The organism is Chryseobacterium sp. 2VB (assembly GCF_005503635.1).
In the GTDB taxonomy this organism is placed as follows: Bacteria; Bacteroidota; Bacteroidia; order Flavobacteriales; family Weeksellaceae; genus Chryseobacterium; species Chryseobacterium cupriresistens.
The window spans coordinates 53811-67697 of sequence record NZ_SCNC01000016.1 but is presented as its reverse complement, the minus strand read 5'-3'; the positions used below and the strand labels follow the sequence as shown (position 1 = coordinate 67697).

Below are 13887 nucleotides of genomic sequence, written 5' to 3'. Positions count from 1 at the left end.
GATGAATCTCAGCGCTGGTTTCATTTCCTAAATAAATTTAATATTAAAATGTATAGCTTGTAGTAGCCGACAAATACTGTCCGCTGGAAGTTCCTTCTTTCTTCAGTTCTCCATCTACCCAGATCTGAACTTTCAAAGTTGCAGAAGCATCCGGTCCGACAGCGTTTACTCCAACGGTGGCATTGTATGCTCCCGGTTCTGATGTTACCTCAGGGCTGCTCCATGTTGTTCCGCTAAGACTTGTTGCAGTGGTAGGGTTACCATCAATTCCGTACACCGCTACTTCAATATTACTGCCTGAAGAAGCGATTGCTTTAAAGACCACTTTATGACTTTTCCCTGCTCCATTCACATTGTTGTCGTCATCATCGTTACTGCATGACACTGTAAATCCAATAAGCATTGCTGCTAGTACTGCAACGAATGCCCCTCTTAACAGCTTATTCATACTCATTTTTTTCATAATCTTTTGTTTAAATTTTAGTTACTATATTGAATATTCTATGATCCATGATTTGATATCTGCAAAGCTATGAGCATCACCTACGTCTATCAATCCTGAAAAACCAGTAATTTTTTCTACCTAAATTCAGGTATTTTTTATGCTAAAATTTTTAATTAAATTGAGCGTTTAAAAAAATATTTTACAGAATTGATCCATAATGAAGAGATTACTTGTCCTGTTAAGCCTGTTTTTGTCTTTGGCATTACAATCCCAGCAAATCATTCCGCTTAATGAGAAATCTTATATAGACAGCTTACAAAGTATTACAAAGGGAAATCATCCTGATACTTCAAAAGCAACGGCCTTTTTCCTATTATCCAATTATTACAGGAACAATGATTCTGTTTTGAGCAGGAAATATCTTTCCAACGGAAAATTACTGGCGCAAAGCCATCCTTTTTTTTCAGCCAAATATTATTATTACGAAGGACAGTATAATCTGGACAGGAATAAAAAGAAAGCTGCTGTTTCTTATCAGCAGGCTATTCAGTCTTTATCAAAATTCAAAAATGAAGAATCCGATTTTCTTCAGGCTCTTGCCTGGTACAGCTACGGAGTTTCGCAAAAGGATAAAGAGGGTTATATTCCTTTGGTTAAAATCATGCTTGAAAAGAGTATCCCGTTGGTTGAAAAATATAAGAACAGCAGAAACCTGGGGTTCCTGTATACTCAGCTTGCAGTGATTCTTACTTATAATGCCCAGTTTAAAAAAGCTGAAGGTTATAATACCAAAGCCCTGGAAATTCTTGAAAAACAATATCCGAATTCTGCTGAGCTATTTTTTACCTATCTCAATTCTGCCAACAATTTCTGTTATCAGGCCAATGGAGACCAGGCTGAAAAGTATTTGAATAAAGCCGAAAAGCTTATCAGGGCATATCCTGAATCTTCATCCAATGCTTTTTATTATTACAGCAAAACCCTGCTGTATATTACCCGGCAGAAAAATGAGGAAGCTCTTCCTGTAATAGAAAAAGGAATTTTTTATACCAGAAAGTACAATCAGAATCTCCTGGCACAAATGTTTTATTTCAACAAGTTTGACATTTTAAAGAAACTTAAAAGATATAAGGAAGCTAAGACTACCCTGGAAGATGTTTTAACGGAAAAATCCCTGGCTATTGATCTTAATAACAGAAAAACTTTTTATAAGCAGCTTTCCCTGCTTAATGAAGAATTGGGAGATACTAAAGAAGCGCTCCTGTGGGAACAAAGATATTCCAAACTCAACGATAGTTTGAATACAGAAAATGTAAAGCTTGAAATCAACAAACTCGAAACTAAATTCAATACCGCTGAAAAAGAAAGAAAAATAGCAACCTTAAATGCTGAAAAGAATCAAAAAGATCTGGAAGTCAACAAGAAAAATTCTTATTTATGGGGAATGGGTCTGGTTTTATTGCTGGCCTTAAGCCTTCTGATCTTCCTGTTTATTATTTTCAGAAAAAACAAAAAAATAAACGAGCAGAAGCTCAATGAAATAAAGCAAAAAGAAGAATTATCATTAACCAAAGCTATTCTTGATGGTGAAGAAAGGGAAAGAGAACGTATTGCAAGAGATCTTCATGATGGCCTTGGAGGAATGCTTGCGGGTGTGAAAATCAATTTTTCTACCTGGTCTTCCAGTCATTTAAACCCTGAAAAAGATCAGGAGTTTTATAAAATTCTCGGACAGCTGGACAACTCTGTAAGTGAACTCCGCCATGTGGCCAGAAATTTAATGCCTGAATCATTGCTTAATTTCGGTTTGGAAACGGCCATACATGATTTGTGTGAATTTTACAACAGAAAAAATCTTGAAATTGATTTTCAGGCTATTGATATTGACAAATCATTACCTTTAAATATCCAGCTTAATATTTACAGGATTGTACAGGAATTACTGGCCAATGCTGTAAAACATGCCAAAGCCAGCAGTATTCTGCTTCAATGTTCACAATCCGGCGAAAATTTTCTGATCACGATTGAAGATAACGGAAAAGGATTTGATAAAAATATAGAAAACACTACCAAAAGTATGGGACTTCGTAATCTGAAAAACAGAGTCAATTACCTGAAAGGAAAAATGGAAATCAATTCTGACCACCAGGGAACAGCAATTAATATAGAACTCAATATCCATGGAGAATGAAAAAATAAATATTGTCATTGTAGATGATCATCCTATTGTCATTGAAGGATTAAGAATGATGCTGAAAAGCCAGCCTTTCTTTCATGTAGCAGGAAGTTTTGCATCCGGTGAGGAGACACTGGGTTTTATCCGGTCGGAAATGGTAGATATTGTTCTTCTGGACATTTCGCTCCCTGATTCCAACGGTACAGATCTCTGCAGAGAAATAAAAAAAATATCACCCAATACCTCTGTCATTATGTTCAGCAACCGTTCGGAAAGAAGTATTATTATGCAGTCTATACAAAACGGAGCAAGCGGCTATCTTCTTAAAAATACGTCCATTGATGATCTTGTGATATCTATAAGAGGGGCGCTTTCCGGAGATATTGTTTTCTGCAATGAAACCAAGCAGATAATCAGCCTTCCTTCTCAGAATATCCTTCCTGTTCCGAGGCTCACTAAAAGGGAGAAACAAATTCTACAGATGGTAGCACAGGGGAAAACAAGTAACGTAATTGCTGAAGAACTTTTTTTAAGTCCTCTTACCGTAGACACCCACCGCAAGAATCTGCTGCAGAAATTTCATGCAAAGAACTCAACAGAATTGATCAGTCTGGCTGTACAGCAAGGCATGATTGAAGAATAAAAAAAACCGCTTTGAAAGCGGTTTCTTTTATATAATGTTTAAAATAATTTACGGTTCTAAGAAGCTGTAATCAATAGAAGCAACTAATACACCTTTACCTTTTTTCTTAACAGTTCTTACTACTTCTCCATCGATGTAAAGATTGATTGTTAATTCAGAGTTATCATCCGGCATTGATGCGTTGGCATCAAGATTCAGTTGTGCCTGGCTGGAATTTACAAAGAACTCTCCACTTGTCCAGGGCGAAGTTACCGGAGACTGCGGAGTATTGTATATGGTGTTCTGAGTGGTACCTACCTGTGTTACAACACTTATTATCTCTCCTCCGGAAGTTGTCTTCACTTCGAATTGAACCACGTGATCCTGAAATTCTTCATCATCATCTTTTTTACAAGAATTAACAACGGTGATTACAGAAAATAATAAAACGAATAAAAAAGAAAGTCTAAGTAAACTTTTTGAATTGTAAAATTGCTTCATTTCTCCAAATAGATTTTTTAATGTTTCAAATATAAGTTTTTTATTAATATAAAAATAACTTTTATGAAAATTTTCCAATAAAGATTTCCAAATAATATCAAATCAATAAAAAATAAAAAATTACAGAAAAGTTCAAAAATATACTTCAGATAATTAATCATTGCACATACATCATCATGCAGCGGAAGTTCATTGTATGAATAATAAAAGTTAAGATTCTGTATGTAATTTAATTATCTTTGCTGTATGAATTTAGATTACCTAGTAAGAGAGCCGGAACATATTACTTCCCAAACTCCCATTCTTTTTATGCTTCATGGCTATGGCAGCAATGAGCAGGATCTTTTCAGTTTTAGAGAAACGCTTCCCAATGACTGGATCATTGTAAGTTTCAGGGCTCCCCGTGATACTCAGTTTGAAGGATACTCATGGTATGATATCAATTTTAATGATCCCGAAAATTTTATCGATGTCCCTCAGGCCAATGAATCTTTACATGCAGTTCTGGAAAGCATGTTGAAGATTATTAACCACTATGGACTTACGGAAAGCAAAGCTCACCTTTGCGGCTTCAGCCAGGGAGGAATACTGTGCTACGCTCTGGCTTTAAAACATCCTGAGCTTTTCAATCGTGTTGCCTGCATGAGCAGCTATCCTGAAGAAAAAATTCTGGACGGTATTGTAAAAGATAAAAAGAAACTGGAAGGACTTCGTTTTTTCATTTCTCATGGTACGGATGATGCTGTGATACCGCTTGAGTGGGGAAGAAAAGCCGCAGATCTGCTTTATGATCTCAGCTGTTACTTTACGTTCAGAGAGTATATGAGCGGACATGGCGTCAATCAGAAAAATTATATGGATTTGATGGACTTTTTTTCAAAATAAACAAAGACTGTTTTGAAATAAATTCAACAAAAAAACCTACATTATTGTAGTTTATATAAACATTCCAGCTTTTGGAATGTTTTTTTATTATCATATAGATAAATTCAGTAAATTCAGTAAATGAAATTTAGATTGTTTTTACTGGGATTATTGCTTAGCATTTTTGTAAGTGCCCAGAACACTTTTGAACTAATTAATACTAAAAAAGCGGTTATTCCTTTTCAGTTTATCAACAATCTTATCTTTATCCCTATCAATGTTAATGGTGCTGATCTTACCTTCCTGCTGGATACCGGAGTTTCGGAAGCCATACTTTTTAGTCTGGAAAATAAGGAAGTAAAGCTAAGCAATATAGAAAAAGTAAAGTTTTCAGGTCTTGGAGGAAGTTTAAGTATTGACGGCCTGAAATCGGAACGCAATATTGGCAAAATAGGAGATGCTATTGTCAATACCTCTATGTCTCTTTACATTATTATTGATGAAGAATTTAATATTTCGCCTCATGTAGGAATTCCTGTAAATGGAGTGATCGGGTACCATTTTTTTAAAGACCATCCTATTTATATAGATTATACATCAAAGAAAATAACCGTTTATGAAAATACTGCCCTCCTGGAAAAGAAAATCAGACGGTTTGAAGAGTTTCCCATTACCATTGAAAAGAATAAGCCTTATTTGCATGCCGATGTAGAAATGACCAATGAAAAGAAAGATTCAAAATTACTGATTGACCTTGGAAACAGTGATGCGCTCTGGCTCTTCCCTACTCTTATTAAAAATTTCGTTTACAACAGACCCAATATTGATGATTTCCTTGGCCGCGGTTTCAACGGAGATATCTATGGCAAAAGAAGCCGGATTCATAATTTTTATCTCGGAAATTTTAAATTTGAAAAGCCACTTACTGCTATGCCGGATGAATTTTCTATCCAGCATGTTAATTTGGTAGAAAACAGAAAAGGTTCCATAGGAAGTGAAATTATGCGTAGATTTACTGTAGTTTTTGATTATCCCAATCAAAAGTTATATCTTAAGAAGAACAGAAACTTTGACGATCCTTTCCATTTTAATATGAGCGGACTGGATTTCAGACAAGACGGATTGGAATGGCATCAGGACAAGATAAATATTGAAACTCAAAAATCAGCTAAAGTAGTAAATGAAGTTTATAAAGAAGCTTTTCGGTATAAATTCAGTCTGAAACCTATATTCTCCATTGCAGGAGTAAGAAAAGACTCTCCAGCCTATGAAGCAGGCCTTAAAAAAGATGACAAAATTCTGAGCATTAACGGAGAACGGACTGCAGACATGACTCTCGAAAAGATCATGGAACTTATGAAGTCCAGCGAGGGCAGAAATATTACCATGATCATTCAAAGGAAAAACGAAGAACTTACATTCCGCTTCATGCTTGAAGACCCAATTCCTTATCAAGAATAAAATATGAATACTGAAGAAAGCACCTTAGACAGAATAAGAACCAGACCCAGATTTAAAATGTTTACTCATCTTACCAAAGAAGAGTATGCTGAAAATCTTAAAAAATATATGGAAGAGCATAAAGATGAATTTTCAGGAAATATTAATAAGGAGGTTGCTACCATCTGGGTAAAAACAGAATATGATAATTACTGGAAGCCCTGCCTTGCCTTAAGGGTAGAAATGGAAGATGAGCATACGGCAATACGCGGAGTATTTGGCCCTAGCTCCGCAGTGTGGACGTTTTTTATGTTTCTTTACTTTTCTTTTTCTATTCTGTGGATGACATTCTTCACGATGTATTACGTGGAGAAACAGATAAAAAGCGCCGAATACCCCTGGGCACTGAGCGCTTCTTTTGTCATGTTATTGTTTATTCTTCTTACGTATATTGCTGCAAGATTCGGGCAGCATAAAGGTAAGGAGGAAATGATCAAACTTAGAAAATTTGCTGAAGAATCTACTTTGCAATTTGAAAAGAAAATCAATTAGATAAAGGTTCTGCAGGCTTTTCATTCTGAATAGGTGCAGATGCTGCTTTTGCTGCTTTGATAGAATCCACCACTTTTTCTCTGTTGCTTTGTTCTTTAAGCATTTTTGGAACGTCCGGCTCTAAAAGCTTCGTCAATTCTTCAACGGAAATATTGTTGGCATTAGGATCATCCAAAAGATTTCTCCATGGTTTTCTTCCTCCCCATTTGTAATCTCCGAATACCATTACCGCTGTACCTTTGGCTTTTGTTGTAGCACCGCCGGGATTCAGAATCCAGGTATCTGCATAAGAATACAGCCATTGGGCATCCTTCCTCAGCAATCGGAGACATGAGTGAGAAGCAGGATATCCCGGAAGGGTATATTCATGCCATCCAATTCCTCCGATATTGTGAATATTAAAGTTATAAGGAAGTTTCCATTCAGTACTTACCGTAGAAATGGCAAGTTTCTTTTTCCAGTTGGCAAAAGTAAGCCCTCTTGTGGTCTGGGCTGCTTTTTTCCCCATACTTGTCGGGCCCCATTTTACAAGACTTCCATTGGAATATACGGCAAAAGCCTGTATAGGATATGAGAATATGACAAACTTTTTCACTCCGCTTAATACATCCAGCTGCATTGGAAACGGTGAATATGCCATCAATGTTGTATCTATTTTTGCAGGAACAACCAAAGTATCGGCATTCCATTTACTTTTAGAATCCAACCTGTTTAAAGCTAAAATAGCAGTTCTCTCCTCTACACTGTATTTCTTGCTGAATTCTGCATACACAGAATCACGCATTTTTTTATCCTTAGGAAGAACAAAGGCATTATAGAAACCATTTTCCTGCATCACAGGCGGAACAGATTCTTTTTTCACTACAGGAACAGAATCTTTCTTTATGGAATCCTTTTCCACCTCCGAAGGTTCCGAAGAAGCAACAGTATCTTTAAAAGTATCACTTATCTTTTCTATTTCCTTTTTACAGGAAATCAAGAAAAAAGCGCATAAACAGACATAAAGAAAGGATTTTTTCACAGATATGTTTTTCATAAATAAATCGGCCATTTAGTTTGGCTACCCAGTACAAATATCAGACCTAAATTTGAATCATAAAAGACATTCTTAAAAATACCGTAAAAAAACGGAGGTTTAAGGATTGCAAATGAGGAGTTATAGTTAGTTCATTTTTATAAGGTTAGCGTTCCAGAAAGGGATTCCGGGAGTCTCACATAAACATTATTCTCCTTTCCAGTTCTTTTTGAAAATAGTTTTACACCAAGATCAGTTTACATTAAAAAATTCAGTATAAATCTCACAATACATAAAAAAGCAATCAGCAACAGTATGTAAAACTGAACTTTATTTACTTTTCTATTCCCGAATTTCCAGACGAGAATTCTGTCAATGATAAATTATCACTTTTACAGGAATCAAATTGAATAGTAAATGGAATGGGGAAAATAAAAAAGTCTTCTATTTCTAGAAGACTTTTTCTGCGATCCGGACGGGACTCGAACCCGCGACCTCCGCCGTGACAGGGCGGCATTCTAACCAGCTGAACTACCGGATCAATTAAAGTAGCATTTGCTTTTAACTGGTGCAAATATATAGCTTTTTTTAACTTTTCCAAAGAAACGAGTTCTTTTTCTACGAAAGATTTTGTTAATATGCAGATTGTCAAATACAAAAAATAAGGTATCTAAGTATTTTAAAAGATTATCTTTCAAATTCAGGTAAGTTTTCTCTTTACGGAAACAATCAACTGTTTTTTTAACTATTCATCCGGTATCTAAAACTCACTATTCCCTTGTTATTATGATAGCAGAAAAATGATTGTACCAATACCTACTTATATGTCTCCTAAGCATTATCTACTTCTTCGATAACTTCAACAAACTTTTTACACAAAATAGACTTGTCATAAACTGTTTCAGCCAATTTTCTTGCATTTTGTCCCATGTTTTTGACCACCTCAGGGTTGTCCTTCAAATAGAGTACTTTTTCTACAAGTTCTTCCGGATGGTTGGGGTTTACATAATATCCGCAATGGTATTTTTCGGCTATATCCTTCGTCCATCCGGCAGAGTTTACAATAATCGGTTTTCCTGCAGACAACGAATCGAAAAGTTTGTTCGGAGAGTTGGTATACAAAATCGGAATATCCAAAAAGGAAATCATAGAAACATCTGAAAAATTGACAATCTCAGATACGTCTGTCATAGGGAACTTTCCGAGAAATTTCACATTTTTAAGGTTGTTTTTCTCAACTTCATCTACCAAATCCTGTTCGGTAGAACCACCTCCTACAAACAAAAATTCTATATCTTCTCTATCTTTTAATAATTTGGCAGACTCAATAATTGAATGAGCTCCATTTGCCAATCCCAGAGATCCAAAATGAACTATTTTGAAGGAATCTTTTTTTAACCCGAGTTTTACCATCAATTGATCATTTTTCCCCCTAGGCCAGAATTCGTCCATTTTAGCCATATTAGGAATCATTGATGTTTTTTCTTTTGGAATATATTTTACGACTCCATCCTGCATACCGGGAGAAAGGGCAATAACGCGGGAAGCGTTTTTATAAATCGTTTTTTCCAGCAGACGAGTTGTTTTAATTGTCCAGCTGTTTTTTATGGCTCCCATTTGTATAGGCACCTCAGGCCAGAGATCCCTTACTTCAAAAACAAAAGGTTTCTTTTTAAACCACTTTAATATAAGTGCCGGAATACCTATTGTAAGAGGAGTAGATGTAGCAATCACCAAATCAATATCTTTCTGTTTCCATCCTACTACAGATGATTTGTACATAAATTTCAGGAAAGCCTTTAATCTTCTGGAAACACTCATATTCTGGTCATAGTCTTCTTTTATATAAACGACTTCAATACCATCAATGTTTACCACTTTAATATCCTCTGAAAATTTCGATGATGAGGTGAGCATAGTAACTTTATGCCCGTTTTTAATAAGTTCTTGTGCTAGCCAATACGATCTTGTTCCTCCGGGTTCCTGAGGAGTTACGAAATATTGGTGGATGTATAATATGTTCATTATTTTTTTTCTGTATATAATTGTTGGTATACTTCAGCTATTCTCTTCCAGTCATGATTTTCTAACAATTGCTCCATATCAAAACTATAATGATCTTGTTTTTGGATTAAACGTTCAAGCGCCCGTTCGATCGCAGAAACAGAAATGTCTTCCACTTTTTCCCCAATAGAATCATCATAAAAACCGTCGATCCCTTCATTTTGTGTGTACATCACCGGTAAACCCTGCAGAAGGGCTTCTATATACACCAGGCCAAAGGTTTCTGCTTTGGAAGGCATTGTAAAGAAATCACTTCGTTCATAGTAGGATTTTAAAACAGGCAGACTCTCAACTTTTCCTACAAACTCAAAGGAAGGGTCGTTTTTAATAGAATCAAGGATTCTTTTCTCGTCATTTCCTCCTCCTCCAATCAGTGTTAATTTTATCTTATTCTGAACCTTGTGATTATAATTCTTAACAGCATTAATAAGGTTAAAGACATTTTTTCCCTTATTAAATTTCCCTATATAAAGCAACTGAATGCTTTTTTCATTCTTAACAACATTCCTTTTCATCACCTTTGATTCGATCCAGTAAGGATCTACACCATTTGGGACCACTGTGAGTTTTTGCTGTACATTCTCCAGGATATGAGACAGTCTTGAATCTTCAAGCATTCTTTTTTTATAGACTGCCGAAATAGTTATGATCTTATTCGCATTCTGAAGAATTTTTTTTCCGTAGCCTCTTTCGTGCAGAAAATATTTCAAAAACACATTAAGATCAGTATTACGCACTGCTACTATGTAGGGAATATTATATTTTTTATGAAGTTCATAGGCCGCTCCGCCATCGCTGTACCATGTGTGAGCATGAATAAATTTGACAGTCTTGAGATCTATTTTTGCTTCAATGTCCCGTACAATTTTTTTAATTTTTCTCTTATACAAAACCCGATCTGCATATTTTGATAAAATATGGCTGTAGATAATCTGAGAGCGGTTATTTTTAAAATTTATTTTATTTTTTCCTATTCTGGAAGCCTCCCGAAATGGATTGTATACAATCTGCTCCACCCCGTTATTATCCAGCTCCCTCACTAAATTTTTATAAACTGTGGATCCTGAGTAATCGTTTGTAATGTGGAGTATCATTTATCTAAAATTTTTAATGTACTATTCAGCTTCTGATTAATATTAATTGTTTCTTTCGAGGGTTCCCAATAAATAATACCGCTTACTTTCCTTCCTTTGTAGCTATAATCTTTTATCAGTTTTAAATAAGTATCATATAAATTTTCATTAACTACACTACCACCAGAAATTTTATTATAAGGATGAACTTTATACCAAACAAATGGTAATACAGGTTTTTGAACTTTTTCTGCCATTTGAAAGTTCAGATCTAAATTATTTGTGATATAGTTTTTAAAATAACTATCGCCTTTTTCAAAATTAGAATACATCAGATATAATGAAGGAGCAAGGTAATCTACACTTTTTAGTAATGGTTTTAATTTTTCAAAATCATTAAATTTCTTTTGAAAATCATAATTGAAGTTAAACGGAACACCATACAATACAACTTTTGCATTAGGCCTCATTTTTTTTACCAGATTTACCATATCTACCAGTTTCTTTATGTTTGAAGCGTAATTGACATCAAATCTGCTTTTCTGTTTAACATCCTGATAAACTTTATTTTCAATATCCAGTACTATTAAATCGGTACTTTGTTTATTAGGTATGATCGTATTAATACCCTGAGTTAAGGTATTAAGGTCAATGATATTTTTTTTATTACCGTCAATGTAATGCTGGCCAAAAAAATAATAATTTTTTATACAATTTTTACATTGTATATTATACCTTTTACTTTGTGTATACACATAAAATTCTTGTCCATTAAACCAACTAGGCATTAAGCACAGGAGTACGATGAGCATTAAAATATTTTTCATATCTGAAAGTAATAATTGTTAAAATCAATAAATACCATAGCAAATTGTTGGAATAAATATTATTTGAAAACATACTGAAAATAAAAAACTGGCAAAAGATCATCGGAATCCAACCTGTTGAATGATCATTTTGTATAACATACTTTCCTTTTATAAAAAGAGTTCTAATAAATAGTACTACAAGTATCATTCCGATAAAAAAACCTGTTGCCATAAAAGCTTCGACAAAAAGGTTATGGGGATAAGAGCCTATGTATGGTTTTGTTTGTATTAAAAAGTTCTTTCCAAAAATAGGATTGTCAATAAATTCTCTTAGAGCGACCTTAAATAATTTTTCACGCTCATTATCCTTTTCAAAAGTTGAAACCAATCTGTCTAAGAAATTACTCTTAAACAGACTTCCAAACAATTCCATAATCTGAAAAAAGAAAACGGAAATAAAAACAGCAGGTATGCTCAAATAAAAAACTCCTTTCGTTCCTTTTTTAATAACAAAATAAAAAACTGTCGACAAAATCAAAGCTATAAAGGGACTTCTACTTGCTGATACGAAGATAATCAGCGCCCCTAAAATTATACCGGCTATATAAAGAATAGAAAAAATTCCCTTTTTCTCATTTGCTAGTTTATAAATCGATAATAATGCTAACATAGTTCCATATTGTCCATATACAAGGACACCTATTTCAAGATCTCCAACATCTCTTCCGGTAACATTACTATTATTTCTTGATAATAATGATACAAAGAGTAAAGCGTATATGGTATAGTAAATTATGTTGAGTATTCCCTTAAAGTTTAATTTCTTAAAGTCTAATACCATAAAAGCGAAACAAGGTATTAAAACAACTCCAAATGCAAACTGTACATATTCTGAGTAAGTTTTATTGGAAGTAAGTCTTATAGGCTCAAAATAAATATCTTTCAATAAGAATAGGGAATAGATTCCCCAAAAAATTAAGAATAGGGTGTAAAAGCTAAAAATTTTAAAATTAAATTTTTTAGAAAAAATATTGCTACTGATAATGATAAGGCTAAAAGCCAGCACAAGTACACGATAGATTATATTAATACCCTGCCCTTGTATTTTCAAAATAGAAGGTAGGAAGCTAGATATTAAAAAGCCAGCTAAACAAAAGATTACATAAAAATTATAAAACTTTTTTTTAATTTGCATTATGCACTTTATTAATAAAATTTATCCAATTTATTCTCCATTTTTGTTCATTGAAAGAATACTCTACCGTTTCTTTTGCTTTTTCTGAAATTCTTTTTAAAGTATCAGGGTTTTCAATCAAAAAACTTATTTTTTCAATAAAAGCTTTGCTATCAGGATTCATAATATATCCATTATAATCGTCCAGAATAATATTGGTCATTCCCCCAACATTTGAAACGATAGGTACAGCCCCCGCAGCCATTCCTTCTAATAATGAGAATGAAGTCCCTTCACTTCCATAAGTCGGCACTAAAGTAATATGATGTTGTACATTGAACTGCTCGGATTCTCCGATACCATATTTAGTAATGTTGACATTTGCGAAAGAACCAATTTCTTTTATTAATTCATTTTTTAACGGTCCTTCTCCACAAATTGTAAATTCTACATTATCATATTTTGCTGTAATATTTTTTACTATATCTATCAAAATATGCACACCTCTCATCATCTCGAACCTTCTTGCAAAAAGAATTTTAATTTTATCACCAGAAATCTGATTGATGCTGGTTTCTTTAGAAATAGTAGCATAATTAGGTATTACTACCGTATTTTCTGAATAATTTCGAGGTAAAATTGTTCTTATCCAGTTTGTAAAATTATAATCTACACATACAACGTTTTTACAAATAAGAAAGTCTTTTGCATTTTTGTAACATTGTAAGAGTTTATAGAATATACCTACTATGTTCTTTTTAAAAAATCCGGGAAAGGCATTATATGAAATATAATCAAATGAAATCCCATGTTGAATAGAAATCGTTTTTGAATATCCTTTTAACTTAAACGCGATCTTATCTGTACCAAAAACAATTATATCATCAACTGAAATTTTATCGTTAACCTGGTTAAAAACATCTTTCGTTTGTTTTTTTAATGATTCTTTCAGATTGTTTTTCTTACCTATAATAGTTATTCCTTTATATTCTGACACAAAGTTTTCGTCTGCGCCCTGGTAAATTACTACCTCGTATCCTGCATTTTTTAAAGCTGTACCTAGACCTATTAAATAATTCTGAATACCTCCAACCGTAATCTGCTTACCCAAACGATCCATTACCGCTAAATAAAAAATATGTATTTTCATCT

The 13887-nt window shown here is 33.9% G+C and carries 13 protein-coding genes and 1 tRNA gene; 5 read left to right on the top strand and 9 right to left on the bottom strand.

What is annotated here, in order from left to right; translation table 11 throughout:
• Positions 1 to 43: 43 nt before the first annotated feature.
• The gene (locus tag FFS26_RS15175) at positions 44 to 448 is read right to left on the bottom strand and encodes a hypothetical protein (protein WP_228406535.1); all 405 of its coding nucleotides are present in this window, start codon (positions 446 to 448) and stop codon (positions 44 to 46) included.
• A 214-nt stretch (positions 449 to 662) separates the two neighbouring features.
• Between FFS26_RS15175 and FFS26_RS15170 the strand changes: the two genes are divergently transcribed.
• Together FFS26_RS15170 and FFS26_RS15165 are read left to right on the top strand one after the other, a co-directional pair.
• Positions 663 to 2636: a sensor histidine kinase gene (locus FFS26_RS15170; protein WP_137905444.1), complete on the top strand. Its 1974-nt coding sequence runs from the start codon at positions 663 to 665 to the stop codon at positions 2634 to 2636.
• Entirely contained in the window at positions 2626 to 3264 is a 639-nt protein-coding gene (locus tag FFS26_RS15165) for a response regulator transcription factor (RefSeq protein ID WP_137905443.1), read from the top strand. Before FFS26_RS15170 ends, FFS26_RS15165 begins: the two co-directional genes overlap by 11 nt.
• Before the next feature lie 48 nt (positions 3265 to 3312).
• Here the strand turns inward: FFS26_RS15165 and FFS26_RS15160 are convergent, their stop codons facing one another.
• Positions 3313 to 3744, bottom strand: coding sequence for a hypothetical protein (locus FFS26_RS15160; RefSeq protein ID WP_228406536.1), 432 nt, complete (start codon positions 3742 to 3744; stop codon positions 3313 to 3315).
• Positions 3745 to 3990: 246 nt separating this feature from the next.
• On the opposite strand from FFS26_RS15160, the gene FFS26_RS15155 reads away from it, so the two are divergent.
• The 3 genes from FFS26_RS15155 (at position 3991) to FFS26_RS15145 (ending at position 6600) form a co-directional block, all read left to right on the top strand.
• A complete protein-coding gene (locus tag FFS26_RS15155) occupies positions 3991 to 4629 on the top strand; it encodes an alpha/beta hydrolase (protein ID WP_110010752.1) in 639 nt (212 codons plus the stop codon).
• Between the two features lie 120 nt (positions 4630 to 4749).
• Positions 4750 to 6069 carry a PDZ domain-containing protein gene (locus FFS26_RS15150; protein WP_137905442.1) on the top strand — a complete coding sequence of 440 codons (1320 nt, stop codon included), beginning with the start codon at positions 4750 to 4752 and terminating at the stop codon, positions 6067 to 6069.
• Positions 6070 to 6072: 3 nt separating this feature from the next.
• The gene (locus tag FFS26_RS15145) at positions 6073 to 6600 is read left to right on the top strand and encodes a hypothetical protein (RefSeq protein ID WP_137905441.1); all 528 of its coding nucleotides are present in this window, start codon (positions 6073 to 6075) and stop codon (positions 6598 to 6600) included.
• Here FFS26_RS15145 and FFS26_RS15140 read toward each other — a convergent pair.
• From FFS26_RS15140 to FFS26_RS15110, 7 genes are all read right to left on the bottom strand, one after another.
• The gene (locus tag FFS26_RS15140) at positions 6593 to 7621 is read right to left on the bottom strand and encodes a L,D-transpeptidase (RefSeq protein ID WP_137905440.1); all 1029 of its coding nucleotides are present in this window, start codon (positions 7619 to 7621) and stop codon (positions 6593 to 6595) included. The two genes, FFS26_RS15145 and FFS26_RS15140, sit on opposite strands and share 8 nt — an antisense overlap.
• Positions 7622 to 8082: 461 nt before the next feature.
• Positions 8083 to 8156: transfer RNA gene (locus FFS26_RS15135), tRNA-Asp, on the bottom strand.
• A gap of 290 nt (positions 8157 to 8446) precedes the next feature.
• Entirely contained in the window at positions 8447 to 9640 is a 1194-nt protein-coding gene (locus FFS26_RS15130) for a glycosyltransferase family 4 protein (protein WP_110010755.1), read from the bottom strand.
• Entirely contained in the window at positions 9640 to 10773 is a 1134-nt protein-coding gene (locus FFS26_RS15125) for a glycosyltransferase (RefSeq protein ID WP_110010756.1), read from the bottom strand. The genes FFS26_RS15130 and FFS26_RS15125 overlap by 1 nt, the downstream gene beginning before the upstream one ends.
• Positions 10770 to 11579, bottom strand: a complete 810-nt coding sequence (locus FFS26_RS15120) for a hypothetical protein (RefSeq protein WP_110010757.1) — start codon at positions 11577 to 11579, stop codon at positions 10770 to 10772. Before FFS26_RS15120 ends, FFS26_RS15125 begins: the two co-directional genes overlap by 4 nt.
• The gene (locus FFS26_RS15115) at positions 11533 to 12756 is read right to left on the bottom strand and encodes an O-antigen ligase family protein (protein ID WP_110010758.1); all 1224 of its coding nucleotides are present in this window, start codon (positions 12754 to 12756) and stop codon (positions 11533 to 11535) included. Before FFS26_RS15115 ends, FFS26_RS15120 begins: the two co-directional genes overlap by 47 nt.
• Positions 12746 to 13885, bottom strand: a complete 1140-nt coding sequence (locus FFS26_RS15110; RefSeq protein WP_110010759.1) for a glycosyltransferase family 4 protein — start codon at positions 13883 to 13885, stop codon at positions 12746 to 12748. Before FFS26_RS15110 ends, FFS26_RS15115 begins: the two co-directional genes overlap by 11 nt.
• Positions 13886 to 13887: the final 2 nt, after the last annotated feature.

What these genes read in the sequence shown, in the direction of transcription:
- FFS26_RS15145 (WP_137905441.1), top strand. Translation starts at nt 6,073, where the DNA reads ATGAATACTGAAGAAAGCACCTTAGACAGAATAAGAACCAGACCCAGA.
- FFS26_RS15130 (WP_110010755.1), bottom strand. Translation starts at nt 9,640, where the DNA reads ATGAACATATTATACATCCACCAATATTTCGTAACTCCTCAGGAACCC.
- FFS26_RS15175 (WP_228406535.1), bottom strand. Translation starts at nt 448, where the DNA reads ATGAATAAGCTGTTAAGAGGGGCATTCGTTGCAGTACTAGCAGCAATG.
- FFS26_RS15115 (WP_110010758.1), bottom strand. Translation starts at nt 12,756, where the DNA reads ATGCAAATTAAAAAAAAGTTTTATAATTTTTATGTAATCTTTTGTTTA.
- FFS26_RS15110 (WP_110010759.1), bottom strand. Translation starts at nt 13,885, where the DNA reads ATGAAAATACATATTTTTTATTTAGCGGTAATGGATCGTTTGGGTAAG.
- FFS26_RS15160 (WP_228406536.1), bottom strand. Translation starts at nt 3,744, where the DNA reads ATGAAGCAATTTTACAATTCAAAAAGTTTACTTAGACTTTCTTTTTTA.
- FFS26_RS15170 (WP_137905444.1), top strand. Translation starts at nt 663, where the DNA reads ATGAAGAGATTACTTGTCCTGTTAAGCCTGTTTTTGTCTTTGGCATTA.
- FFS26_RS15165 (WP_137905443.1), top strand. Translation starts at nt 2,626, where the DNA reads ATGGAGAATGAAAAAATAAATATTGTCATTGTAGATGATCATCCTATT.
- FFS26_RS15125 (WP_110010756.1), bottom strand. Translation starts at nt 10,773, where the DNA reads ATGATACTCCACATTACAAACGATTACTCAGGATCCACAGTTTATAAA.
- FFS26_RS15155 (WP_110010752.1), top strand. Translation starts at nt 3,991, where the DNA reads ATGAATTTAGATTACCTAGTAAGAGAGCCGGAACATATTACTTCCCAA.
- FFS26_RS15150 (WP_137905442.1), top strand. Translation starts at nt 4,750, where the DNA reads ATGAAATTTAGATTGTTTTTACTGGGATTATTGCTTAGCATTTTTGTA.
- FFS26_RS15120 (WP_110010757.1), bottom strand. Translation starts at nt 11,579, where the DNA reads ATGAAAAATATTTTAATGCTCATCGTACTCCTGTGCTTAATGCCTAGT.